Annotated in this window: 20 protein-coding genes; 5 read left to right on the top strand and 15 right to left on the bottom strand. The window is 52.6% G+C overall.

The features are described 5' to 3' along the window. Positions 1 to 212: 212 nt before the first annotated feature. Together ACE6ED_RS06185 and ACE6ED_RS06180 are read right to left on the bottom strand one after the other, a co-directional pair. Entirely contained in the window at positions 213 to 932 is a 720-nt protein-coding gene (locus tag ACE6ED_RS06185) for a lysozyme inhibitor LprI family protein (RefSeq protein WP_410826228.1), read from the bottom strand. A gap of 224 nt (positions 933 to 1,156) precedes the next feature. Beyond that, positions 1,157 to 3,928 (bottom strand): glycoside hydrolase family 3 C-terminal domain-containing protein, encoded by a 2,772-nt coding sequence (locus ACE6ED_RS06180; protein ID WP_410826332.1) that lies wholly within the window; start codon positions 3,926 to 3,928, stop codon positions 1,157 to 1,159. 290 nt (positions 3,929 to 4,218) lie between these two features. Here ACE6ED_RS06180 and ACE6ED_RS06175 point away from each other — a divergent pair, with 290 nt between their 5' ends. After that, positions 4,219 to 5,202, top strand: a complete 984-nt coding sequence (locus ACE6ED_RS06175) for a cation diffusion facilitator family transporter (RefSeq protein ID WP_410826227.1) — start codon at positions 4,219 to 4,221, stop codon at positions 5,200 to 5,202. Between the two features lie 183 nt (positions 5,203 to 5,385). Here the strand turns inward: ACE6ED_RS06175 and ACE6ED_RS06170 are convergent, their stop codons facing one another. The 3 genes from ACE6ED_RS06170 to ACE6ED_RS06160 all read right to left on the bottom strand — a co-directional run bounded on the left by ACE6ED_RS06170 (position 5,386) and on the right by ACE6ED_RS06160 (position 9,502). Further along, positions 5,386 to 7,410, bottom strand: coding sequence for an iron ABC transporter permease (locus ACE6ED_RS06170; protein WP_410826226.1), 2,025 nt, complete (start codon positions 7,408 to 7,410; stop codon positions 5,386 to 5,388). Further along, positions 7,407 to 8,495 carry an ABC transporter substrate-binding protein gene (locus tag ACE6ED_RS06165; RefSeq protein ID WP_410826225.1) on the bottom strand — a complete coding sequence of 363 codons (1,089 nt, stop codon included), beginning with the start codon at positions 8,493 to 8,495 and terminating at the stop codon, positions 7,407 to 7,409. Before ACE6ED_RS06165 ends, ACE6ED_RS06170 begins: the two co-directional genes overlap by 4 nt. A 215-nt stretch (positions 8,496 to 8,710) precedes the next feature. Then, positions 8,711 to 9,502 carry a TatD family hydrolase gene (locus ACE6ED_RS06160; RefSeq protein WP_410826224.1) on the bottom strand — a complete coding sequence of 264 codons (792 nt, stop codon included), beginning with the start codon at positions 9,500 to 9,502 and terminating at the stop codon, positions 8,711 to 8,713. Positions 9,503 to 9,847: 345 nt separating this feature from the next. On the opposite strand from ACE6ED_RS06160, the gene ACE6ED_RS06155 reads away from it, so the two are divergent. Continuing rightward, on the top strand, positions 9,848 to 10,480 hold the full coding sequence (locus ACE6ED_RS06155; RefSeq protein WP_410826223.1) for an immunity protein Imm33 domain-containing protein: 633 nt from the start codon (positions 9,848 to 9,850) through the stop codon (positions 10,478 to 10,480). 138 nt (positions 10,481 to 10,618) lie between these two features. On the opposite strand, the gene ACE6ED_RS06150 is transcribed toward ACE6ED_RS06155, so the two are convergent. From ACE6ED_RS06150 to ACE6ED_RS06135, 4 genes are all read right to left on the bottom strand, one after another. Beyond that, on the bottom strand, positions 10,619 to 10,837 hold the full coding sequence (locus tag ACE6ED_RS06150) for a hypothetical protein (protein ID WP_410826222.1): 219 nt from the start codon (positions 10,835 to 10,837) through the stop codon (positions 10,619 to 10,621). 30 nt (positions 10,838 to 10,867) lie between these two features. After that, positions 10,868 to 11,440, bottom strand: coding sequence for a TetR/AcrR family transcriptional regulator (locus tag ACE6ED_RS06145; RefSeq protein ID WP_410826221.1), 573 nt, complete (start codon positions 11,438 to 11,440; stop codon positions 10,868 to 10,870). Between the two features lie 22 nt (positions 11,441 to 11,462). Then, positions 11,463 to 11,879: a DUF5360 family protein gene (locus ACE6ED_RS06140; protein WP_410826220.1), complete on the bottom strand. Its 417-nt coding sequence runs from the start codon at positions 11,877 to 11,879 to the stop codon at positions 11,463 to 11,465. 121 nt (positions 11,880 to 12,000) lie between these two features. After that, entirely contained in the window at positions 12,001 to 12,888 is an 888-nt protein-coding gene (locus tag ACE6ED_RS06135; RefSeq protein WP_410826219.1) for an amidohydrolase family protein, read from the bottom strand. Between the two features lie 283 nt (positions 12,889 to 13,171). Here ACE6ED_RS06135 and ACE6ED_RS06130 point away from each other — a divergent pair, with 283 nt between their 5' ends. The 3 genes from ACE6ED_RS06130 to ACE6ED_RS06120 all read left to right on the top strand — a co-directional run bounded on the left by ACE6ED_RS06130 (position 13,172) and on the right by ACE6ED_RS06120 (position 14,764). Continuing rightward, complete coding sequence (locus ACE6ED_RS06130; protein ID WP_410826218.1) at positions 13,172 to 14,014, top strand: aldo/keto reductase; 843 nt, start codon at positions 13,172 to 13,174, stop codon at positions 14,012 to 14,014. 103 nt (positions 14,015 to 14,117) lie between these two features. Next, complete coding sequence (locus ACE6ED_RS06125; protein WP_410826217.1) at positions 14,118 to 14,363, top strand: AbrB/MazE/SpoVT family DNA-binding domain-containing protein; 246 nt, start codon at positions 14,118 to 14,120, stop codon at positions 14,361 to 14,363. Then, positions 14,360 to 14,764: a type II toxin-antitoxin system death-on-curing family toxin gene (locus tag ACE6ED_RS06120; protein WP_410826216.1), complete on the top strand. Its 405-nt coding sequence runs from the start codon at positions 14,360 to 14,362 to the stop codon at positions 14,762 to 14,764. Before ACE6ED_RS06125 ends, ACE6ED_RS06120 begins: the two co-directional genes overlap by 4 nt. 106 nt (positions 14,765 to 14,870) lie before the next feature. On the opposite strand, the gene ACE6ED_RS06115 is transcribed toward ACE6ED_RS06120, so the two are convergent. The 6 genes from ACE6ED_RS06115 to ACE6ED_RS06090 all read right to left on the bottom strand — a co-directional run bounded on the left by ACE6ED_RS06115 (position 14,871) and on the right by ACE6ED_RS06090 (position 22,886). Next, positions 14,871 to 15,578 (bottom strand): hypothetical protein, encoded by a 708-nt coding sequence (locus tag ACE6ED_RS06115; RefSeq protein ID WP_410826215.1) that lies wholly within the window; start codon positions 15,576 to 15,578, stop codon positions 14,871 to 14,873. Between the two features lie 72 nt (positions 15,579 to 15,650). After that, positions 15,651 to 16,391, bottom strand: coding sequence for a CPBP family intramembrane glutamic endopeptidase (locus ACE6ED_RS06110; protein WP_410826214.1), 741 nt, complete (start codon positions 16,389 to 16,391; stop codon positions 15,651 to 15,653). 2 nt (positions 16,392 to 16,393) lie between these two features. After that, a complete protein-coding gene (locus tag ACE6ED_RS06105; protein WP_410826213.1) occupies positions 16,394 to 16,975 on the bottom strand; it encodes a TetR/AcrR family transcriptional regulator in 582 nt (193 codons plus the stop codon). Between the two features lie 357 nt (positions 16,976 to 17,332). Beyond that, a complete protein-coding gene (locus ACE6ED_RS06100; RefSeq protein WP_410826212.1) occupies positions 17,333 to 17,593 on the bottom strand; it encodes a cold-shock protein in 261 nt (86 codons plus the stop codon). Between the two features lie 27 nt (positions 17,594 to 17,620). Then, a complete protein-coding gene (locus ACE6ED_RS06095; RefSeq protein ID WP_410826211.1) occupies positions 17,621 to 17,821 on the bottom strand; it encodes a cold-shock protein in 201 nt (66 codons plus the stop codon). A 349-nt stretch (positions 17,822 to 18,170) separates the two neighbouring features. Continuing rightward, positions 18,171 to 22,886, bottom strand: coding sequence for a polysaccharide lyase family 8 super-sandwich domain-containing protein (locus ACE6ED_RS06090; protein WP_410826210.1), 4,716 nt, complete (start codon positions 22,884 to 22,886; stop codon positions 18,171 to 18,173). Between the last annotated feature and the right edge of the window lie 137 nt (positions 22,887 to 23,023).

The raw sequence follows: 23,023 nt of genomic DNA, 5'->3' as shown, positions 1-23,023 counted from the left end.
ATTTGTAAACATAACGGCATAAATCAGGATAAAGGTTCTATGTTTTTTTCTCGAAATTAGTCAAATTCTCTCTATCGCTTCCCTCTTGGTAGACGACATTACCCATCACATGACAAAATTCCCGGTAAAATAGAAGCAAATTTAGAGCTTACGGTGATATAAAAAACCCGCTCTGTAGAGCGGGCGCTGCGGTTAACTATGCGGTTAACCGGTTATTTCATATATTGCTCCACCAGTTCGTAGCAGCGTTCCTGGGTTACCCGCGCTTGGGTGGATACATACTGCACAGGTTCCATCGAACCGCCCCGAAACTCTGCGGACTCCTTTTTGGCCGTTGCGTCCCGATGGAGGATCCATTCCCGCTGCGCCTGCCGCAGCTTGTCCATAGCTGATTTTGAGAGCTGATGCTTTAGCTCGGCGTAAATTTCATTCAGCGCCGTATCCCAGCGCGTATACTCTTCCGCAGCGGCCTCCCGCATGGAAGCGGTGGTCCCTTCGTCATATAAAGGCTGCAGATCGGCCAACCCTTCCTTGATGGCATCCAGCTTTTGCAGGTAATCCGCCTTGCTTGCCGCCTCCGAAGGCTGAGGTTTAGGCTGCTGTATACCTGCCGCAGGAGCAGCGGTCTGTGCGCCTCCGCCGGGTTTGGACTCCGGCGTACCCGACGGTGCGGAGGACGCCGATTCGCCTTGTCCAGGCGAAGGGGCAGCCTCCTTTGGGTTTGGTTCTGCCGCCGGCTCTCCGGCCGGTTCTGCAGTTGGTTCTGCAGTTGGTTCTGCCGCCTGTCCGGCGTTTGCCGGTGCGGTTGCAGCAGGCGCTTCTGATACCACAGGCTTTATCGTAGCGGGAGGAACGGTCTCGGTGTCCCCGCCGCCGTTCGAACAGCCGGCCAACAGAGCGGCCAGCAGAATTCCTGCTCCTAGCTTTTTCATCTGCTCCATCCTCCTATCGGTTATCCCCAGGGTAAAAACGTTAACCTGCACAATCTCCCCCTATTTTCACCCAATTAACGGACGTTTTGGAATCTTTAGATATATAGACGCAAATTAAATCATAATGTTGCCGTTCAATATACGATATACGATAAGCTTAACGCAAACAGGGAGCATCCTTAGCGGTATGCTCCCTGCGTTTTCCTAATGATGAAGGACGTTTGTTATACCGGTTTAAACTCCATCCAGCCTACCTGAAGCCCAGGTTTGACATGCTCAAGTTGAAGCTCGTACACTCCGGCTTCCAGCTTAACCTTCGCCAGCTTCTGCGTAATCCAGCGCCCGTCCGTGCCGTTTGTCTGAATCACCCCTGCGGTCTGGCCGTTCAGGTTGATATTGCAGGCGCTTTGGGCAAGTTCGTTGTCCGGCGACATAATGCCGGCGAACATCCGGTATACCCCCGCCTGTTCAACGCGGATTTGAACTGCTCCCTGTGCCGCGGGTTCAATCCGGACTCCATCAGCCATGGTAACGGCCTGTTCCGCCGCAAGCGAAGCGTCCGCCCCGATTTCCGCCGCGGATTCCACCGTTCCTTCCGGTCTGGAGAAGACCGGCGCCTGCATGATGAACTTGCAGATGTTCATGGCACAGCGCTGCAGCTCTCCGCGGGTGACCGTGCCGTTCTCCAGCGATGCGATCGTGTTGTCTCCCCATACGTTCGTCTCGGCCCCGTAGTTGCTGACCACCATATACAAATCGTTTTGCGCGCGCACCATCCAATTTGTATTTTTGCGGTCGGCCGGTCCGCCTTGAACCACGTCATTCATAATCGCCCACCAGTCGGTCATCACAATCCCTTCATAACCCCACTCGCCGCGTAGAATCGTCGTGTTCAGATCGTAGTTGGAAGCCGCCCAATGTCCGTTTACCGGGTTATAGGAGGTCATAATGGAGTTCGCTCCGCCTTCCTTTACCGCGATTTCAAACCCTTTGAGGTAGATTTCCCGAACCGCCCGTTCTGATACAACTGCGTCCACCTTGCTGCGGTGTTTCTCCTGGTTGTTGCAGGCAAAATGCTTCAGTGTGGCGTTGGAGCCGCCGCTCCGGATCCCCCGGGTGCAGGCTGCCGCAAACAATCCCGACACAAGCGGGTCTTCCGAAAAATACTCAAAGTTCCGCCCGTTCAGCGGGCTCCGACGGATATTCAGTCCCGGTCCGAGCAGCGTGTCGATCCGGTTGCGGACCAGCTCCCGTCCCTCCATCACGTACAGCTCTTCGACCAGCTCAAGATTCCAGGTAGCCGCAAGCAGCGTACCGATTGCTACCTGGGTCGCCTTTTCCCCGCTGTCCATCCGGATACCCGAAGGTCCATCCGCCGTACACGCGACAGGGATTCCGTAGCCGAGCAGACGGTCCGTAACCCCGCCAAAAGCCGACGCCGTTCCCGAAGTTACCAGCGGACTGCTCATTCCTTCGCCCCGGACAATCGCGGCAAGATCCTCGTCACTGAGCTGGGCAATAAACGCTTCAAGGCTGACTTTGCCTTCCTGCACATCCTTCAGCTTGTAGCCCAGATCACCGGTCTGCTCAAGCCCAGCCGGCAGCCGCCGCTGAATCCGGTCCGCCATGTCGACCGTCCGCTTCGGAACCTCCACATAGGTAAGCTCATACGTTCCGTCTTCCTTGCGGGCGCCCGGCTTCATACGAGTGAAATCCTCGACAGGCGCAAGCGCCTCTTCAAGCTGCTGCACCACGCGGATGGAATCAACCTGATAGCCATCTTGTCCATCGACATCAAGGCGGACGGTCTTTTTCACACTGGTTCCCAAGTGAAGTTTATAAGTCCCCGCTTCCAGCACGTAGGCCGATCGATGCCCTGTCACTCCCGAGTCGTCATAAGAAGCCATAGCGTTCACCGGAAAGCTTAACGTAAGCTGCTGCGATTCGCCCGGCTGCAGCAGACGGGTTTTGCCAAAGGCAGCAAGCGATTTGGCCGGCTGTCCAAGCAGTCCCTGCGGCGCTTCAACGTAGAGCTGAACGACCTCTTTGCCCGCATAGACCGTGCCCGTGTTCCGGACAGTTGCCTTCGCTTCCAAATAGGTTTCCCCGTCTTTTACAATAACACTGGCAGCTCCAGGTTCAACTTCAAACGCCGCGTACCCAATGCCGTAACCGAATTCAAACTGCACCTTGTCCGGGCAAAAGGTTTCAAAATAGCGGTAGCCGACATAAATGTCTTCCTGGTACAGGTTCTTAAATTCATTGCCGTAGTTGCGGGTCGAAGGATAGTCATCAATGGAAAAAGCAATCGTATCCGTCAGCTTCCCGCTTGGCGTTACGTCGCCGCTAAGTACATCAGCAATCGCATTTCCGCCTTCCATGCCTCCATGCCACGCATAAATGACGCACGGGATCGGGTGCGCATATCCCTCGTCATTCAGCCAGCTCATATCAACAATGTTCGAGACATTCAGCACAACCGCCGTTTGTTCAAAATGAGCGGTTACCGCCTTGAGCATCTCCAGCTCATCCGGTGTCAGCTGATAACTTCCCGGCTCAGCCGCGTTGTCCTGGTCCTCGCCCGCCGTACGGCCGATGACAATAACCGCCTTTTCCGATTCGCGTCTGGCTTCCGCCACCAGCTCGTCCGTCAGCGGCATTTCCTGCTGATGCCACGGTTCGGCCGCCCAGCCGCCCCCGCCATTGTCGAACGGATGCTCTTTAATCCATTCTTCATAATGCGAAGCCAGCTTTTCGTTGACACGGAGGCCTGTCTTCCCGCGCAATCCGTCAAGCAAATTGGTTGTATACGCCACATGCACGCTTCCGCCGGAGCCGGTACCGCTGCGGTAATAGTTCACCTGCGTCCGGCCAAAAATGGCTACGCTTTCGCCATGCTGAAGAGGCAGCACGTTCCCTTCATTTTTAAGCAGTACCGCGCCTTCGGCGGCGACTTGTCTGCTGAACTCGGCAAAGCCTTCCAGTGGAACTCCCATTTTGTTGTCTGTACTCAAAGCGTTCTCTCCTATCTGGTTCATGCTTTTTTAGGTCATCATCATGTCCTCTTTAAATTACCGTATTCGTGGGTAAATTTCCAATCTTTTCGTTAGAATGCCTTTTACCGGCGCCCTGTTCCTCTTTCAGCCGTGCTACGCGGCGGCGCCGCCAGCAGTTTTCTATAGTATCTGTTTGCAGGCAAAAGCTAAAGTTAAAGATTGACACTGATTTCATGGAAAGACTATAATATGAATAGTTGCTCATATGTTAATTTAAGGAGAGGGTTCACATGTCCGAAGGCCATCACAACCATGATCATAACCATGGACACAGCCACGTGCATACCAACAACAAAAAAGTATTGTTTATTTCCTTCCTCATTATTACAGCTTACATGATTATCGAAGCTGTAGGAGGGGCGATTACCAACAGTCTGGCGCTGCTGTCCGATGCGGGCCACATGCTGTCCGATTCCATTGCGCTGGGTATTGCTTTGCTCGCCTTTACGTACGGGGCAAAAGCCGTAAACGCGGAAAAGACGTACGGATACAGAAGATTTGAAATTTTAGCCGCAGCCATTAACGGCGTAACACTGATCGGAATCTCCATTTATATTTTTTACGAGGCGATCGAACGTTTCATCAGTCCGCCAGAGGTGGCTACAGTCGGCATGCTGATCATCAGCACCATCGGGCTCTTGGTGAATCTGCTGGTAGCATGGCTAATGATGAGAGGCAGCGACACTGAGCATAATCTCAACATGCGGAGCGCGTATCTGCACGTATTGAGCGACATGCTGGGTTCCGTAGGCGCTATTGCGGCGGCGCTGCTTATGATGTTTTTTGGCTGGGGCTGGGCCGACCCGCTCGCAAGCGTTATAGTGGCGGCGCTTGTTCTGAGAAGCGGCTTTGCGGTTACGAGATCCTCCCTGCACATCTTGATGGAGGGAACGCCGTCCAATATCAATGTGAATGAAATCGCCGCAAAAATCCAGCAGGTTGACGGAGTGGAAGGGGTCCACGATCTGCACATTTGGTCAATTACAAGCAGCATGAACGCGCTCACCGCGCATATCGTCGTTAGCGGAGACAAGACGGTATATGAAGCGGAAGCCATTCTCAAAAAAACGGAGCATATGCTGGAACACCAAGGTATCCGGCATGCGACACTGCAAATCGAATCGGAACGGCATGCCCATGAACGCTCTGTATTCTGCGTGCTAAAAGCGGATGAACCCGACGGCCATAGCCATAGTCATGCGCACCAGCATTAGCTGCACTACCCAGATACACCAAAGACCGGCCAACAATAGGCCGGTCTTTGTGCTGTTAAAAAGAATTGTATCGCTGTAAAATCCCTCTGAACTTTGAATACTGAACTTCGGACCTTGGCCACAAGCAGCTTAGACCCGACAGATAACGGTATCAGCTCCGCCTGCCGCAGCGATCCTAGCCTACTACCCTTTGACGGCAGGCCGGTTCCGCAAAATCAGCAGCAGCAGGTACGGCGTTCCGATCACGGCCGTTACGAGTCCCGCCGGAATCTCTTTGGGCGCAAGCACCGCTCTGCCAAGGCCGTCGGCGGCAACCAGCAGAATAGCGCCGATCATGGCGGACAGCAGCATATTCCGCCGGTAGCTCTGGCCGGCTATCACTCTCGCCGCGTGCGGTGCCATCAGGCCGATGAAGCCGATGGTCCCAACCGCAGATACGGCGGCTGCCGCCAGTACGACGCCCACACCGGCTGCGAGCAGACGGGTCTGCTGGAGTCTGAGCCCAAGACCCAGTGACGTCTGGTCGCCAAAAGCCAGCAGATCAATGCGCCGGCCCATCCACCAGGCAGCCGGCAGCAGCACCAGCAGCACTGGCAGCAGGATGGCGGCTTGGCTCCAGCCCCGGGCATATGTGCTGCCGGCCAGCCAGGCCAGCGCCGGGGCGGCGCCCATCCCCGAGCGGATCACCAGGAAATGAATGACCGCCGAGTTAATAGCGGTCACGGCAATCCCCACGAGGATCAGAACGGCCGGCTGAAAGCTGCGGCGCAGCGCCAGCAGATAGACGGCGGCTGCCGCCAATATCGCACCGGCCGCTGCTGCAACTGGCAGCCAGCCGGCGGAGGCGGCCGGGAACACCACAATCATCAGCAGCGCGCCCACACCGGCGCCGGAGGTGACGCCTATGATCGACGGATCGGCCAGCGGATTGCGCACCGCCCCCTGCAGTGTCGCCCCGGCTGCGGCCAGCGCAGCTCCGGCCAGGCCGGCAACGGCAATTCGCGGCAGACGCAGCTGCAGGATGAGATTGCGATGCATCTCCTCTCCCTGCCCAATCAGCGTCTGGAAGACGCCGGCCAGCGGCACCCTTACCCCGCCAACCGATAAGCTGATCAGAATCAGCAGCGCCAGCAAAATGACGGACAAGCCGATCAGCACTGGAAAAGACACACGGTGCCGCACAACTCCGACGGCCATTGAGCCGCCTTCTCCGACCGGACGCGATTCCTCCGGCTTCTCCCTTACCGCCAGCCAGATCAGCCAAGGCGCGCCGATTACGGCGGTCACGACGCCGGCCGGCAGCTCGCCGATCACGCTGCGGAACATCCGGGCCAGGCTGTCGGCGATCAGCAGGGCGTTCGCTCCCCAGAGCGCACTGCCGGGAATGAGCCAGCGGTGCCGGTGCAGGCCGATCAGCCGTACCAAATGGGGCGCAATCAGCCCCACGAAGCCGATCGGCCCCACCACGCTGACGGTAACCGACGCCAGCAGCACCGCTCCCGCAAGCGCTGCAAAACGCGCCGCATTCACCCGGTGGCCAAGCGAACCGGCCACTTCTTCGTTCAGCTCCATCATGTCGAGCGAACGGGTATAGAGCATGGCTGCTGCCAGCGGAATCACAATCCACAGCCAGGAGAGCCGCACTCCCTGCCAGTCATTTTGCACCAGCGAACCGGAGCCCCAAATGAATAAGCCGTTTGTTTCATTCTCAAACAGAAGCTGGAGCGTGCTCGTAAAAGACGATAAAACCAGCGTCACAATCATCCCGGCTAGCGCCATCCGGACCGGCGTCCCGCGTTTGCCCCCCGCCAGCAGATAGGACAGACAGGCTGCGCCGGCTCCGCCCAGGAATGCCAGCAAAAACGGCACATTCGCCTTCAGCGCCGGAAAAAACACCGCCGAAAGGATAATGACGAAAAAAGCCCCGGCATTGATCCCGAACGTTCCCGCCGAAGCCAGCGGGTTGCGGGTTAACGTCTGCAGCAGCACCCCGGCCACTGCGAGTGCGGCTCCGCCAAGAACCGCCATCACCGCCCTGGGCAGGCGCATGCTGAGCAAAATATTATGCTCCAGCGTATCCTGCGGCCGGAACAGAGCCTCCCATACCGTTGTCCAGGCATAGACCTCCTGCCCCTGCGTCAGACTAAACAGCAGCATAGCAATGAGGACGGCACAGCCGCCCCCAAAGACCACGATGATACGGTTCATTTCGTCAGCAGCTCAACGGCTTTATTGACCAGCAACTCCGCCGATTGCGGCCCGCCGAACATCCACATGTCGCCGCCCAGCGGATACGTGCGGTTTTCCTTCACAAAGTTCAGGCTTTTCCAAACCGTATTGTCCTTCAGCTGGTTCTCAAAGACGTTGTCATCATCCTGCGCTACATAAAAGAAGTTGGCATCCTGCACCTGCGCCAGTCCTTCCACGGAAATCGTTTCGAATCCGTTCGGCTGGAACGCTGCCGGCTCAAACGCATTGGTCAGGCCGACCTGCTCCAGTACCTCAACCGCCATCGAATTGTCGGTGAAAAGACGCATCACCGCGGCGTTTTGGTCAGACCAGGCTTGCGTTACCACAAACGGCGCACCCTCTTTGCCGGAATCCTTCAGCTTCTGCTTGGCCGCTTCAAAGGATTGGTTCATATGATCCAGCACCTCCTGGCCTTCCTTCTCCTTACCCAGGATTTGCGCAATCGTCTGGAAGGTGTTGACCATGTAGGTATACGGAGATTTCACATTCTCTTCCAACTCGGAGCCAAAAACAACCGTCGGTGCAATGGCCTTGAGCTGTTCATAGTTGTTCTCGGAGCGGAAATCCACCGCCAGAATCAGATCGGGTTTAAGGGCCATAATCGCTTCCAGGTTTGGCTCCTGCCGGGTGCCCACATCCACAACCTCCGGGGCAAAATCCACACCGGCCTTCACCCAGTTGTTGTAGCCTTCCATATCTGCTACGCCGACGGGTTGAATTCCAAGCGCCAGCACACTTTCCGCCAGGGACCACTCCAGCACCACAACCCGCTGCGGCGCGGATTCAAAGGTTTCCGTTCCTTTGGCATGCTCCACTGTTACCGGCCCGGATGCTGCCGAAGCCTCAGCTGCCGGACTTGCGGATGGCGAAGCAGCACCAGCCTCCGGACTTGCCGAAGCACCGCCATTAGCAGCGGGCGAATTTGCCGTATTCGCCGTGTTTCCTGTACCGCCCGAAGCGCTGCCGCTATTGCCGCCGCAGCCCGCTACAACCATTGCCAGCACTGCGATGATCATCATGGATAACCAACTTTTTTGTCTCATCGTATGTATAACCCCCATTAGTATGATGCAACTCTATGATAATCATTCTCAATTACTCTACAATGATAATGATTATCACTGGGGTTTGTCAATAATTTCTCTTTATTTTTATTTAAAAAATTCAATATTCTTTCATTGGAGTTTAATTGGTGGCCGGAATTTAAGCCTGGAGAAGGCTAATACAAGCTAATTCGAGCTAATACGAACCAATCCGCCTAGACGCCAAAAAAGGCTTTTGCCGTTTCCGTCGTCGCCCGGGCCACTTCTTCCGCCGGTTTGCCTATGCAGCGGGCGACGGCCTGCAAAATGTGCGGCAGCAGCGTCGGCTCGTTGCGCCCGCCCGCCGGCTTCTCTTTCAGGTCGCGCGGCGTCAAAAAAGGCGCATCCGTCTCGATCATTAACCGATCAAGCGGCACAGACCGGACCAGCTGCTGCAGCTGCCGGCCCCTGCGTTCATCGCAGATCCACCCGGTAATGCCGATATGGAAACCGAGATCCAGATAGGTTTTGAGTTCGGCGGCTGTTCCGGTGAAGCAGTGTACAACCCCACGGTCCGCTCCCTGCTCTTTTAAAATGTCGATGAAATCCGTAAAGGCTTCACGTTCATGCAGAAACAGCGGCATGTTCAATTCCTTTGCCAGAGCTACCTGCTCGGCAAACCATTTGCGCTGCACCTCCCTTGGGGAAAAATCGCGGTTGTAATCCAGGCCGCACTCTCCGACAGCGACAACCTGCGGCAGCGCCGCAAGCTGGCGAAGCTTGGACAGCGTGTCCTCATTGCAGCTTTTGGCGTCATGCGGGTGCACACCGGCAGTTGAATACAGCTTACCAGGGTATCGGCCGGCATACCGCGCCGCATCCGAGCTGCTGCGCAGACTGGTCCCCGTTATGATGAGCGGGTAGACGCCCTGTTCCGCCGCGTTTTGTACGACTTGCTCCCTGTCCTCATGAAAAGACCGGTGCATCAAATTGATGCCAATATCGATTATTTGAACGTTATTGTTCATGGATTTACTCAATCTCCTTTACGTCATATAGGGTCTAACCGCTAGGGGCCCTTCACTTCCAGTGAGCCCTTCTTCTCTGGCCACGTCCCTAAGCCATTTTACCACAATATGGAGAAAACGGCTTGATGAGCACACAGAACCACCTGGGAGCTCTGCCCCCATATTTTCCTGGCCCCCTCCCTCCTAAACCAGTCTTCATACACAAATAAACGAGCAAAGCTGCGAGTAACTTGCATAATCGCCCCTAGCGCAAATGAACTCCAGGTTATACTGCTTGGGAAGTTGCGGGCAGAAATGTAGTGTGGTAATAATAGGGGACGCTGAATGCTCAAGGAGGGTATCCTGATGGAATGGATGTTGGAGGATGTGGAAGAGACTAGCCGGCTATACCCGGAATCTTTTTTTATCCCTGCTGCGCAAGAACGGATGTCGCAGGAGATCGGGAGAATGGTCCGGCTGCATTTTGTTTTGACGAACCCGGCGGAAGGACAGCCGCGTGCGGAGCGGATGTGGGTGGAGATTATCGATTGCGACCCGGTACATCTGCGATATAAGGGAGTGCTGACGAACACGCCAGGCTGTCTGACCACCCTGCAGGCTGGCGATGTTGTGGAGTTCGAACCGAAGCATATCGCTCAGACCCTTCTTAGAAAAGGCGACCCGCTTTGGCTTGAGACCGGCGAAAAAGCCGCTTTAGCCACCGAGCGGTGCTTCCTGCCGGGAAAAGCGGTGCGCTGGATGTACCGGGAGCAGCCGGACCGGGAGGAGGACAGCGGCTGGCGTCTTTTCACGGGGGAGGAAGATGACGACTATCTCAGCAACCCCGATAACACGCGGATAGTCCGGGTCGCCCGCTTGCTGGACCTTGACCCCAGCCTACTCGAGCCGCTGAAGTGCGAGGTGGGTACGGCGTTTGAACGGACGGGGAAAGATGGAGCGTGGCTTGAGGTGAACGATTGGGAAGGTTCCGAGGAATAAGGGAACGCAGGTGGGTTGTTTTATAATACCAAGAACCCGGCAGTCGTAAAGATTGCCGGGTTCTGCTGTGTGAGAAATGCAAGTTGAACGGTAGAATGAACGACCGGAGGGTTTCTGGAGGGTTTCCGAAATGTTTTTTCAGGACTCTGCCGGGAGACTTTCGATTGCTGTAAAAAATACGTCCAGAAGCTCTGTATCAAAATTCACGCTCACATAATCCGAAATCCTGGCCAGCTCTTCTTCGCTGTCATATTCCAGGCATGGCCGTCCCTCCGACCATAAGACTCGGCATTGGAACAACTCCTGCACCTTTTCAATTACAATATCCTGCGCCACGGCTTTGCGGCTGGTTGTCATGCTTCTTAACGCCTCCTTACCAAATACACTTTATGAAACATCCTCCCTAGGGGTATTCGCAATCCCTACCATCAATAGCTCCACCAGCTGCTCCAATGTCTTCTCCAAGGTCAACTCGATTTTCCCCGCAACCTGGGAATCCATAATATGGTACAGTGCACCAATGTAGGCCTGGATAAACAGCTCCATATCGAAGGCTCTAAAGCTTCCCTCAATCATCCCTTCTTTGGCCAGCAGCCGGATGTTCTCCCAGCCATACTGTATATGTTCATCCAGCTTTCTCCATTGTTCCGGATAGCGCTGTCTGAGCCCTTGGATGATGCGCAGATCCAGGTAAGCGAATTTTCTCGGGAAAACGGCCAGGGCTTCAATCATTTTTTGACGAATAGAGAGGGAAGAATCATCCATTATCCCCCTCTCCGCTTCTTTCATTTCTTCTACGGTTCTATCAACGATATGACTGATAATGTGTTCTTTTGACTCAAAATAGGAATAAATCGTCTTCGTACTCATCCCGAGGCGGCTTGCCACATCTCTTATTGTAAATTTCAAGCCCTGCACTAGAAGTTCCTCAATCGCTCCTTGCGCTATTGTCTCTTTCATGACACACGCCCCATCTTTTTCTTCATTTTACCTCACGCAAAGTTGGCGAACCCGTATTATGCTTAATGAGCCGCGGTAAAAAAATCAGCGGGTAAACCAGAAGAGCCAAGTTCGGAATCCACCACATCGCATCGAAATCGTGCCGAATCGCCCAAAACACAATCGCCTGTAAGCCAGAGCAAAAGGTTAAGCTTAATGAAACAACACAGTAAGATGACCATATCCGCCGCCCCTTCCGAAACAGAAGTATGCTCGCCAAGCCTGTGAATGAAATGAACAGATCTAGCGGTAAAAACGACAGGTTCCATGCCACCATAAGTTCGTTGCCGTAATCCTTATAGAGGTAGTCTTTTGGCAGCAGCTCCAGAAATACAATCATCCAGTAAAAAATAAATCCTACGTCCGTTATCAACATCGATATTCTTAGCGTTTTTCCCATCCCAGCCCCCTTGATCCTCTCTTGCTATCGGAAATTAAAGAAAACATTTTGTTTTATTCGTTTTCCATTGTATATGAGACAATATGAAAGTGCAAATCGGTTTGAACCTCTACTGTTGGGCTCACCCTTTTAGCCCCGTAAGACGAATTTCATTCAGCTCTTCCGCCGTCATCAAACCGGAGGTATACAAATTCATGTACTCCTGGGAGACACTTTGGTTAAAAATCAACAGATCATCCGTGTTCACCGTTACCGGAACTCCAAAATCGTACAGCTTACGGATCGGATGCTTCCCGTAGCTTTCGGCTACGCCTAACATAACGTTGCTTGTCGGACATACGTTCAGTTGAATGCGGTGATCCGACAGCCATCTCATGACCTGCGGCGATTCGGCCGCCGCCACTCCATGATGTATCTCGCGCAGCTCCAGTTCCTCAGCAGCTTCCTTGACATCGTCCGCTTTTCCGAACTCTCCGACATGCGCCTTTAGAATAAGCCCCGCAGCTTGAGCCAGCCTGTAAATGGCCTTGAAGCGGACAATGGGCTGAGCCAACTCATTACCGCAAATATCAATAGAACGAAACCATCTATACGACAAAAGTTCCTCTACTCGTCCATATGTCAGATCCACACAACAGGCCCGGTCCAACGCCAGCTCCGGCAAAAACTGCGTACCCGGCGCATAACAGCGATGCAGTTCACTAATGGTGCGCATAAACGGCTCCGTCCCGCCCAAAGCATCCACTTCATCGATACCGAAGCTTAACGCCAGTCTTTGGATATGATCGTCCTGCGCCTGAACAAAAGAGGCCTCTATCCGCTTCAAATAACCATCGACGCCAGGGCAGTGACGTTTTACATGTTCCATAAACCAGTGCTGCATCTCATGCAATGACCGAAACGGTTCGGCAGGCGGTTCAATGTGAACATTAGCCCATGACCCGATATACTGAATGGTTCCTCCGCGGCCCGCATGATTGTGCAGGTCGCTTTTTGGTATGGCCCGCACACCCTCCAGCGATCCATTCACCAGACTATTGATAAATGACGGTTCGATTGTCTATCCCTCCATATAGTGAATCTACTTTTGGAACACCGGCTTTGTGCGGTTGTTAATCGCCGTGGACAAGCTATATACGATTCCAAAGGTTTCGGAGACGCCGTAGTAGTATATTTCACCGATTATGCCTGTAATCCCTTTATTATTCCGTTGGCTAAGCAGGCCTTGCATTTTGCCTGTGCAGAACAGAAGTGTTATCGTTAAACTTATACTGCAAAAGGAGGTTCCCTGAATGAACAGCAAGATTCCGGAAAAAGTCTTGAATGACGGTGTGAAGGTACCTGCTATCGGCTTTGGAACGGCTTGGATCAAAGGAGCAGCCGGCGTTAAGGTACTGACTAATGCGATTGATGCAGGGTATCGTCTGATTGATTCGGCGTTTAACTATGAAAATGAGGGGGCTGTCGGACAAGCCGTTCGTCTGAGCGCTGTACCGAGAGAGGAACTGGTGATCTGCTCGAAACTTCCGGGGCGTCACCACGCCTACAAGGAGGCGCTTGAAACCATTGAAGAATCCTTATATAGAGGCGGCCTGGATTACTACGATCTGTACCTGATCCATTGGCCTAATCCCAAAGTAGACCTTTACGTCGAAGCTTGGCAGGCCATGATTGAGGCCAAAAAACGGGGGTATATCCGCTCCATCGGCGTCAGCAACTTCCTTCCGGAGCATAATGAACGCCTCGTCAAGGAAACGGGGGTTGCGCCCAGCATTAATCAGATCGAGCTCCATCCTTATTTTAACCAGCAGGAGCAGCTCGCTCAGGATGCCAAATACGGCATTGTCGCCGAGTCATGGAGTCCGCTGGGCCGCGGCCACAGCATGCTTAGCGACGAAGCGATCGGAAGCATCGCAGCAGCCCACGGCAAAACGCCAACCCAAGTGATCCTGCGCTGGCATGTCCAGCTTGGTGCGATTCCGATCCCCCGGGCAAGCTCTTTAGCGCATCAGAAAGAGAATCTGGATATCTTTGATTTCGAGCTGTCGGAAGCGGAGATGCAGGTCATCTCGGGCTTCAGCCGCGCAGATGGCCGGTTGTGGGATCAGGACCCGGCTATTTATGAGGAGATGTGAGACATAAAACACCCGTACGGGTGTTTTTTTACACGTATAATTGTATAATTGTTATAACAGTTGAATAGTATAATTGGGAGTCTAAATGAACAGGATGGTGGACATGGAACGGAAAGTAACAAAGTTTGGCAACAGTTTGGGCATAACCATGAGTGATGCATTTAAGCAAATCGGTATAAATCAAGGGGATACCGTTCAAATTAATGTAAACCCAGCAACAGGTGAAATCATAATTAAGAGATCGACAAAGGTATCTTTGCCCAGCGGTATTAGCGCAGATTTTATGGATACGCTCGCTAGTGTCATTGAAGAGTATGACGAAACATTGCGGGGTCTTAAAGACCGATGAATACTGTACGATACTTATCCAATGAGGAAGTTATAGCAATTAATCTTGCAATGATCCAGCGTTATAGCCCGGGAGAACAAGCAGGCGTTAAGGACGCCGGATTGCTTGAATCGGCCCTTCTTGGCCCAAAATCCTCAGCTTTTGGCGAGGACGCGTACCCCACTCTTTTTGAAAAGTCAGCAGCCTTATTTGAATCACTAGGACAAAACCACCCTTTTCATAACGCCAACAAACGCACAGCCTTCACCGCATTGGTCATCTTCCTTCGTTACAACGGACTCCAGTTTAAAATGCACGCCAAACAAGCCGAGGATTTTACAGTAGACATGGTCAACCACAAATATGCCTTTAGTGAATTAGTAACGGTGATCAAGGAACATTGCGCAGCTTCTCCATCATAGATGGATAGCAGTAAAGCGACCGCGGGGGTCGCTTTTATTTAGGTATAGCAGCACATATACAGTAGGCTGCCAAAGGAAAATGATGCGGCTGATCAGACATTGCTGATCATAAATATTGAATAAAGAAGAACCCTGCCTCAGCTAAGTCATCCAGCTTCTTAATCCTATAGTCCAGGTAGACATACCCTATTCCTGCATTAAAAATCCCCTTATAGGCTGGGTGGAACTCTACCAGATCCAGCTCGTTCAACTGACACACCAAATGGTAACGGGGGCTTATTTTAATCATATCCCGCAGCCAGTGGGCCCGGAGATGCCGCTTCGAAAGTTCAATCCCATTCACTTCGTCCAGATTTTCCAGATCAAGTTCTTCATCCGTTAACTCCTCGAGAGATAAATATCCCTTAGGAAGTAGAAAAGTAGAGTCGGGACATAACTCCTCTGCCCCTGTTTTATGAAGCAGCATTTTAGCAGAGAGCTTGGAGGGATCAAGTGGAGAATGTCCGGAGTTATAGCTCAAGCCATCTCCATATGCTGCAGGAAAGGTGCCGTCTTCGGGTGCCGGTACAAACACCGTAATCCTGTAATCAGGCGCAATTACAAATGTCGGAAAAAACGCACTGTCAAAACTGATCAGCGGCAGCATAAATGAACCGTTTTCTTGGCTGCGCGGCCAATCTTCCAAGCGCTCCAACCACGCTCCCCCGCCAAGCTGCCCGATTCCTTCATCTTTGGGACTAATCTTTATTTTATAGAAGGACATGCAGTTCACCTCAAAATTGGATTCTTCCAAATGGGATAATAATTTCATCATAACATTATGGATAACCCATTTCCGCCTCAACATTATGCTCCTGTGTTTGCAGCGGTAGTTATATAACTCCGTTTAAGCCTCCGCCGTACCACGCTTCCACAAGCCCGCGGTGTAGATTACCAAAATTAACAGCTGGGCCGTAACTACAACCAGCGCCGTCCGATTGAATGCATCCTCCGTGCTGAAGGAGATAAAATTATGTACGATATGCCACACAATACCGATCCAAAGGCTGCGGGTAATACTGAAGATGAGTGCAAGCATAAGGCCGGCGAGAAAAGCAAAGGCGATCTGCAGCAGCACCCCGGCAGGATTGGTTCCGCTTAGGGCATTGGCACCATGTAAGACGCCAAAAATGAGGGACGAGCCGATAACGGCCTGCTTGCGGCTTTTTCCCAACAGGGCGGAGAATGACAATCCGCGAAAATAAAGCTCCTCATTAAAACCAACAACGACAGTGAACAGAGCCAGCGCCGCGTATTCAGCTCCCGGACGGGCAAACTCGGGGCTGTAAACGGCAAGCGGAATGGCCTCGATCAGCAGCAGCGGCACGCAAAACCACACGTAGCGTGCGCTGCTGGAAGCAGGCCGCCGAAAACCGGCCTCCTTGGCCGAAAGTCCCGAACGGCGCAGCAGCAGCAGGCCCGCCAAAACGGACAATACCACGGAAGCCGTCATAATGAGGTAAGCGGGCACCTCAGCCAGCCCGCTGGTTTGGGCGGCCGCAGAGCCAACCGCGGTAAGAAAGGTGCAGATTAGCGCCGCGATGACAGCGGCGGCGTAAGGATGATTGCGGGTGAACGTTACGGACATAGTTAAAGCTCCTCGCCTTCTTTTTTGAGTGTAACCAATAAACCTTTAAACACACTGCCCAACACGGCCTGCGCCTCCTCGTCATCCATCGTGCTGCTGTTGGTTGCAACCAGGGAAGCGATGCCGTGAGTCGTATACCAGATACCAGCATACAATTTGCGTGCTTGATCTGCTGAAAGGCCGGTCATGCTGCCGATCATCGCAATCACCTGGTCGTCGCCCTCAGTTGTCCCAGCGATTTCGCCCACCTTCTCCTGCTGGAGCCGGCCTGACATAAACAGAAGCTGAAACAGCCTTTTTTCCGTCCGTGCAAATCCGATATAAGCCAACCCCATTGCTAGAAAACCGTTGCCGCCGCTCTGCATCGCTGCCAGCATCGCAGTGTTATACAATTGTTCGGCATAAGCACAGATCGCTTCCCTCAGTTCTTCCATTGAAGAAAAATGGCTGAATATAGGCTGGGTGGAGGTGCCGAGCTTCTTAGCGACATTTCGGGCGTTGACGGCATCCATTCCTTCTCCGCGTAACAACTCCAGTGCCGCTTCCAAAACGATCTCACGTGTCACTTTGGGCTTCGGGGGCATGAGATTTCCTCCTCACAGTAAAATAACATTTGTTATATTATATATGTTATATTACATATGTTATTTAATCAAGCTTTTTATGCAGACAGATTGGAAATAGCGGCTTTTAAGCGTGGGATTGCTGCTTAGGCATAACAAAAGCCACCGGCCAGAGTCCTGGTTGATGGCTTTTGTAGTTTATTATAAGACCATAGAATGAAGAATTTTTGCTGACAGAAATAAAGAATCTGCTGAAACAATAAAAGTAATGCTGCCTGCCATTGGCTTAACGAATAAACCGATTCCTTCCTCCATGAAGAAGGCCAGCGAGGGTGGCCTGCTATCCATACAGAGCCACTGTTTTCGATTCGAGCATATTTAATGCTTAGTTTGGTTAGGACTTGTATTAGCTATGATGGGCAGCATTTTCTCACTCTTAACCATGGGGGAATTACATTGTCCACAAATCGGTTGAATCAAAAAAACGAAGTTATCTCGTATCCAGCCGTTGCACTTTTCAGTAGTGCATGACCATATCGTTGTCATTTCTTCTGGAAGATCAATCAGTTTTTTTCGTGAATAGTACAAGCGGCAACCCTCTTTCTCTTCTGGAATAATATAAAAAAGCCCCAATACCATGATTGGGGCTTTCTACCGGCAGCAAACTTACAGTTTTACAACATTTTCGGCCTGCGGGCCTCGGTTGCCTTGTACTACATTAAACTCAACGCGTTGCCCTTCGTCCAGCGATTTGAAGCCATCGCCTACAATTGCACTGAAGTGTACAAATACGTCGCTTCCGCCTTCAACCTCGATAAAGCCAAAACCTTTGTCTGCATTAAACCACTTTACTGTTCCTGTTTCCATTATTCATTACCTCCAAGTTTATATTTGTACATGATTTCGAATTCCAAAAAAAATCACATATTGTACAAGGTTACCTAATTAAAATCATAACCCTCTACAATATGTGAGTTTAGGTCGAAATTTCAATAAACTAACTATAACACAACTGGATCTGATTTACAACTTTTTTCGTATAGTGCAAAACTGCCACTGAAAAGAAAAGACACCGTTAAAGGTGTCTTTTACTTACTTCATATGGAGCCGAGGGAAGCCGAACCCCTGTCCGAGGGCAACGCCACAAAGCTTCTGCGAGTGTAGTCACAGTTTTGATGTCACCCGAGTGTCTCCCCGTAACCGGCTATACGTTGGGTTATTCTTTATCCATGGCTGCCAGCATCCTGAGCAGAACCGTGACCGTTTCCGCTCTAGTCGCGGCACTTTTCGGATAGAAGCTGTTATTGCCCTTACCCTGCATTATTCCCAGCTTCTTCATCTCGGCTGCCGCTCCGACAGCCCAGACCGGTATTTCGCGATCATCTGCGAAGCCGGTGGAACGGGCTTCGGGCGCGTGGTTTAATGCTCTCGCCAGCATGACGGCCATTTCCGATCTCGTCATAGGCGCATTTGGGCGGAAGGTATTGTTCTTATCGCCCTGGATAAGACCCGCACTTACGGCTCGCGCAACGGCTGTCCGGGCCCACTGCCCAATCCGGTCCGCGTCCTTGAAGGACAGGACTGCTTCTTCATTCTGAAGCTTCAGCGCTTTCGCCAGCATCACCGCGAATTCGGCGCGCGTCACCGTCCGATCGGGCCGGAACGAACCGTCCGTATAACCTGTGATCATTCCCTTCTTTTCTGCTTCCAGAATATTGGCTTCAGCCCAATGACCGCCAATATCCGCAAAGGCACGACCCGGAACAGGAACACCCGGCTTTTCCGGCTTGACCGGGCTATCTTTTGGATCACCCTTCGGAACATTGGGGGTTACCGGCGGAGTCACGGGAGCTCCTCCTCCCGAATTGCCTCCGCTTTCCCCGTTTCCGCCGCTTGAACGTTCATTTACGGAAACATTTATTTTCCCCGTAACGGACGGATTCGCGGGCAAGACAGCTGTAATCGTCACTTCTCCGGCTGCGGACGGCGCCGTAAAGACCATGCTGAACCGGCCATTCGCATCCGTTACCGCACGGGTGCTTTTGAAGCTACCGGACGAAGCTGCGACTTCGACCTCCAAGCCGGAGACCGGGAGATTGTCGCCGTCGTAGACGATTCCGCCAATGGACACGTCGTCTCCGGCCGTCACAGCAGACGGCGTCGCCTGAAGTTCAATTAGAACAGGTACTTGTACGGCCTTAATTACGGAAATGGTTATTGTATACGCCACGGTTGGATTCGCGGTGATGGCGGCTGTAATCATAACTTCTCCGGCTGCGGACGGCGCTGTAAAGACCGTGCTGAACCGGCCATTTGCGTCCGTTACTACTTTAGCAGTCTGGATGCTGCCTGACGATGCAGCGATTTCAACTTCCACGCCCGGGACCGGCAGGCCGCCGATATCGTAGACAACTCCCGTAACGGACACGTTGCTTCCGGCCGTCACGGAAGACGATACATCCTGGAGTTCGATTCGGGCGGGCACTTGGACGACCCCATCTACGTAAACGGCAGTTGTCCCTCTCACGGACGGATTCGAGGACAAAGCCGCCGTAATCGTCACTTCTCCGGCAGCAGACGGTGCTGTAAAGACCGTGCTGAACTGGCCGTTCGCATCCGTTACCACACTGGCGTCATTGACACTGCCTAATGCAGCCGCGATCTCGACCTCTACGCCGGATACCGGCAGATCGTCACTGTCGTAGACGGCTCCCGTAACGGATACTTTGCCTCCGGATGTCACGGAAGACGGCGTTGCTTGAAGATCGATTCGAGCGGGCACTTGGACAGGCTGGTTCACGGATACGGTAACCGTATCCGTCACGGTTGGACTTGCAGGCAGGACAGCCGTGATCGCCACTTCTCCAGCTGTGGACGGTGCCGTAAAGACCGTACTGAACCGGCCGTTCGCATCCGTGACTGCTTTAACAGTCTCAAGGCTGCCCGATGCAGCCGCGATTTCGATCTCCACGCCGGGGACCGGAAGCCCGCCGCCGTCATAGACGACCCCTGTAACGGACACTTTCCCTCCTAGCGTCACGGAAGACGGGGTTGCTTGAAGTTCGACCCTGGCGGGAACCTTTTGTACGTTCTCTGTACCATACACTTTAAATTCCCAGAGCGAGTAGCCGTACGTGGTGGCTCTTTTTGTGCCATACATCCGGACGTATCTTGCATTCACCGGTTCAAAAGAGATATCGTCGATTTCGCCGTCTCCGGTTGCGGTGCTGTATACTGTCGTCCAGTCCGCCGTATTGTCGGAAACCTGGATTTCGTACTCCTTCCCATACGCACTTTCCCAATGCAGCATGACCTTTGCGATGGGTTGGCTGGAGCCAAGATCGACGTAAATCCACTGCGGATCGGCATAGTTGGACCCCCAACGGGTCGTCAATGAGCCATCAACCGCGTTCCCGGGAGACACGTCAGCGGCTTTGGCTGAGCTTGCCGTTACCGGCTTGCCTTCGGCAAGATTGGGCGCCAACGCTTCATATACATTAAATTCAGCAAGCGAGTAACCGTCTCCGGTACCCTGCTGAACACCCAGCATCCGGACAAACCTGGCACTGACTTTACCAAAAGAAATGTCGTCGATTCCGCCGTCTCCCAACGAAGTTGTATAAACGTCCGTCCAGGTGACAGCATCATCCGATACCTGAATTTTATAGCTTTTCCCGTACGCCTTCTCCCAATTCAGCCTAACTTTATTGATCGTATATTGATTTTGCAGATCAACATAAATCCATTCGTTGTCTGAAGCGCTTGAACTCCAATAGGAACTTCTGTATAGATCCGTAGCATTTGAGGCAAATTGCTTGCCTTGGCTGGAGGAAGCGGTCGCACCTTTACTATAAGCGAGATCAAACCCGCTGTCGTCGACGGAGGCTCCCTCATTTAGAGTTACGCTTCGGCCGGTAAACGTATCCTTGCCGAGTCTATAGGCTGTCGTGGTTTTTTCTCCGTTCCGATTTAGCGTTACGTTCACTGTCATCCCCGGTGTTTCGGGATTAGCAGCCGAGATGCGGACAGGTGTCACGGATTCGTCAATGATCACCATGGACGGCTGATCAACGGTGACCGTCAAGCCGTCTCTTACCGTCACCGTCCCGGGTTGGTAGAACAGCAATTCCGCGATGCCAAGAGAATTATGCCGGACAGCTTGCACCGACGGCGTATTCGAAAGAATACGGATCGGGTTCTCGCTCGCATAGCGGCTGACCTCTTCGGGGGTTTGGTTTGGCAATACGATATACTGATAGGAAGCGTCTGTTGGTTTCACGCCATGATCGAGCCAAATCGAAAAAATCGGCTGCGTGATCGGCTCCGCTGAACTTCCCGTAATGACGTCGCTCCATTTTCCGGTCTTCGTCTCCCGCTTCACTTGGAAATCGGCCGGATTCGGGAAAACATAACCAACCTTATCATTATAGGCCCAGCGCCCGTTAACTTGCTTCGTTCCATCCGCCATTACCTCGCCGTCTACGAGCACATCGCCAACCGCCAGACTTTGGTTCAATGTCGTGTGGACCGGTGCGGCATTCGTCGAAGCGATGCCTGCACCTAACGCGACCATCTCATCATCGAAAAAAAAGTAGCCTTTTTTGCCGCTTGTACTCAGCTTGTTAAAATCAAACGCGGTTGCTCCATAACGCTCATTTGTGACGCCGCCTACAAACGTTTTGGGATTGTTGAAATTCCCATCCTTTGTGAGTACGTACGGGGCCGTCGTGCCTGGAACATGAGCCCAGTCCATCAGCGGGTAAACGGGTCTGTATTCGTCGCCGGTTCTCTGAATGGCAGTGGCGCCTTGCGGCGTCCAGTACAACAGGTTATATCCGCTGGGGTTAATGGTTCGCCATTCCCCGCCCTTGACCGTTTTGGATGACATCTTGACCGTAATTCCATAATCCTTTCGCATATGGGAGGAAACCAGCGTCTGCCATTGCGTCATATTGTTGGCGTCAAGTCCGTTGCTTGTACTCGTGCCGAAGTTGCGGATATTGTCAAGAAAAAGCTTAAACTCCCCAGCCCGCTTCGAATTGGCCACCTGCATCCACTGCAGCGGATCCTCATAGAAGGTTAAAGCCGCGCTCGCATAATCCGGCCAATCGGGCCCATTCATCCCCATACCCAGATCGGCAACATCGCCCCTCACGAGATACCGGGTGCCGTCCAGCAGGTAGGACGATAGGGAATCAATCGCCGCCTCACTATAAGAGAAAGAGGTATCCGAGGTAATGTACGCCCAGAATGACATATCTCTGGCAAAACTTCTGCCATAGCCCGTCGTATAGTTCGTTTTTCCATGCATGAAAAAGGACATATCCGACTGGATTCCCGTCACCGTCGTCGTCACATTCGACAGCACATTAAACGCTTCCACGGCGTTCCGGACGTTCTGAGCATCCTCCAGCAATAAGCCGCGGATCATATAATTTTGATTGTACCAGGACGAGTTGGCTCCATCGACAGTGTGCGGGCTACTGTCTAACGTGCCGATAATGTTGGAAACTTGCGCTGCAGTTAAATAACCTTCACATAAAAGTGCGATTTTTCCCAATCTTAATTGTTTGCCGATTCCGGTCTCCCACCAGTTGGTTGAAGTTGGCTTTACCGTAAACCAGTAGTCCAGCCCCTTTTGGATACCTCGTAACAGGGTTTCATTATGATAGTATGGACCATTCGGGTCAGCAAAAGCCTGAGCCATCGATTGCATCCGATCTAATGCAAGGTAGGGTGACCAGGCTTTCCCATTGGCGCTGGAGGTTGTATTCGCGTAATCTACATCCCCCCAGCTTCCGTTAGCATTTTGATTGGATAAGTAAGTGCCAGCCTGTGATTTAAAGGTCCATTCGACCCGCCCGTTCGTTCCGTCATTTATGATATCTTTGGAGACGTAAAAAGCAGCAATCCGGTTCTTCATCAATCTCATTTCAGCAATCTCTTGAGGAATGTTCGTCGTCCCGGAAGAGCTCGCCGATGCAGGCGAATATAACATGGACGATATCATGGAACAAACAATAACAAGGTATATCCACCTCATTGCAAACCTTTGTTTCTTTTCAGCCA

Source organism: Paenibacillus nanchangensis, from assembly GCF_046543445.1.
In the GTDB taxonomy this organism is placed as follows: domain Bacteria; phylum Bacillota; class Bacilli; order Paenibacillales; family Paenibacillaceae; genus Paenibacillus_AQ; species Paenibacillus_AQ nanchangensis.
The sequence above is the reverse complement of the archived record's forward strand: the minus strand, read 5'-3'. Positions and strand labels throughout refer to the sequence as shown.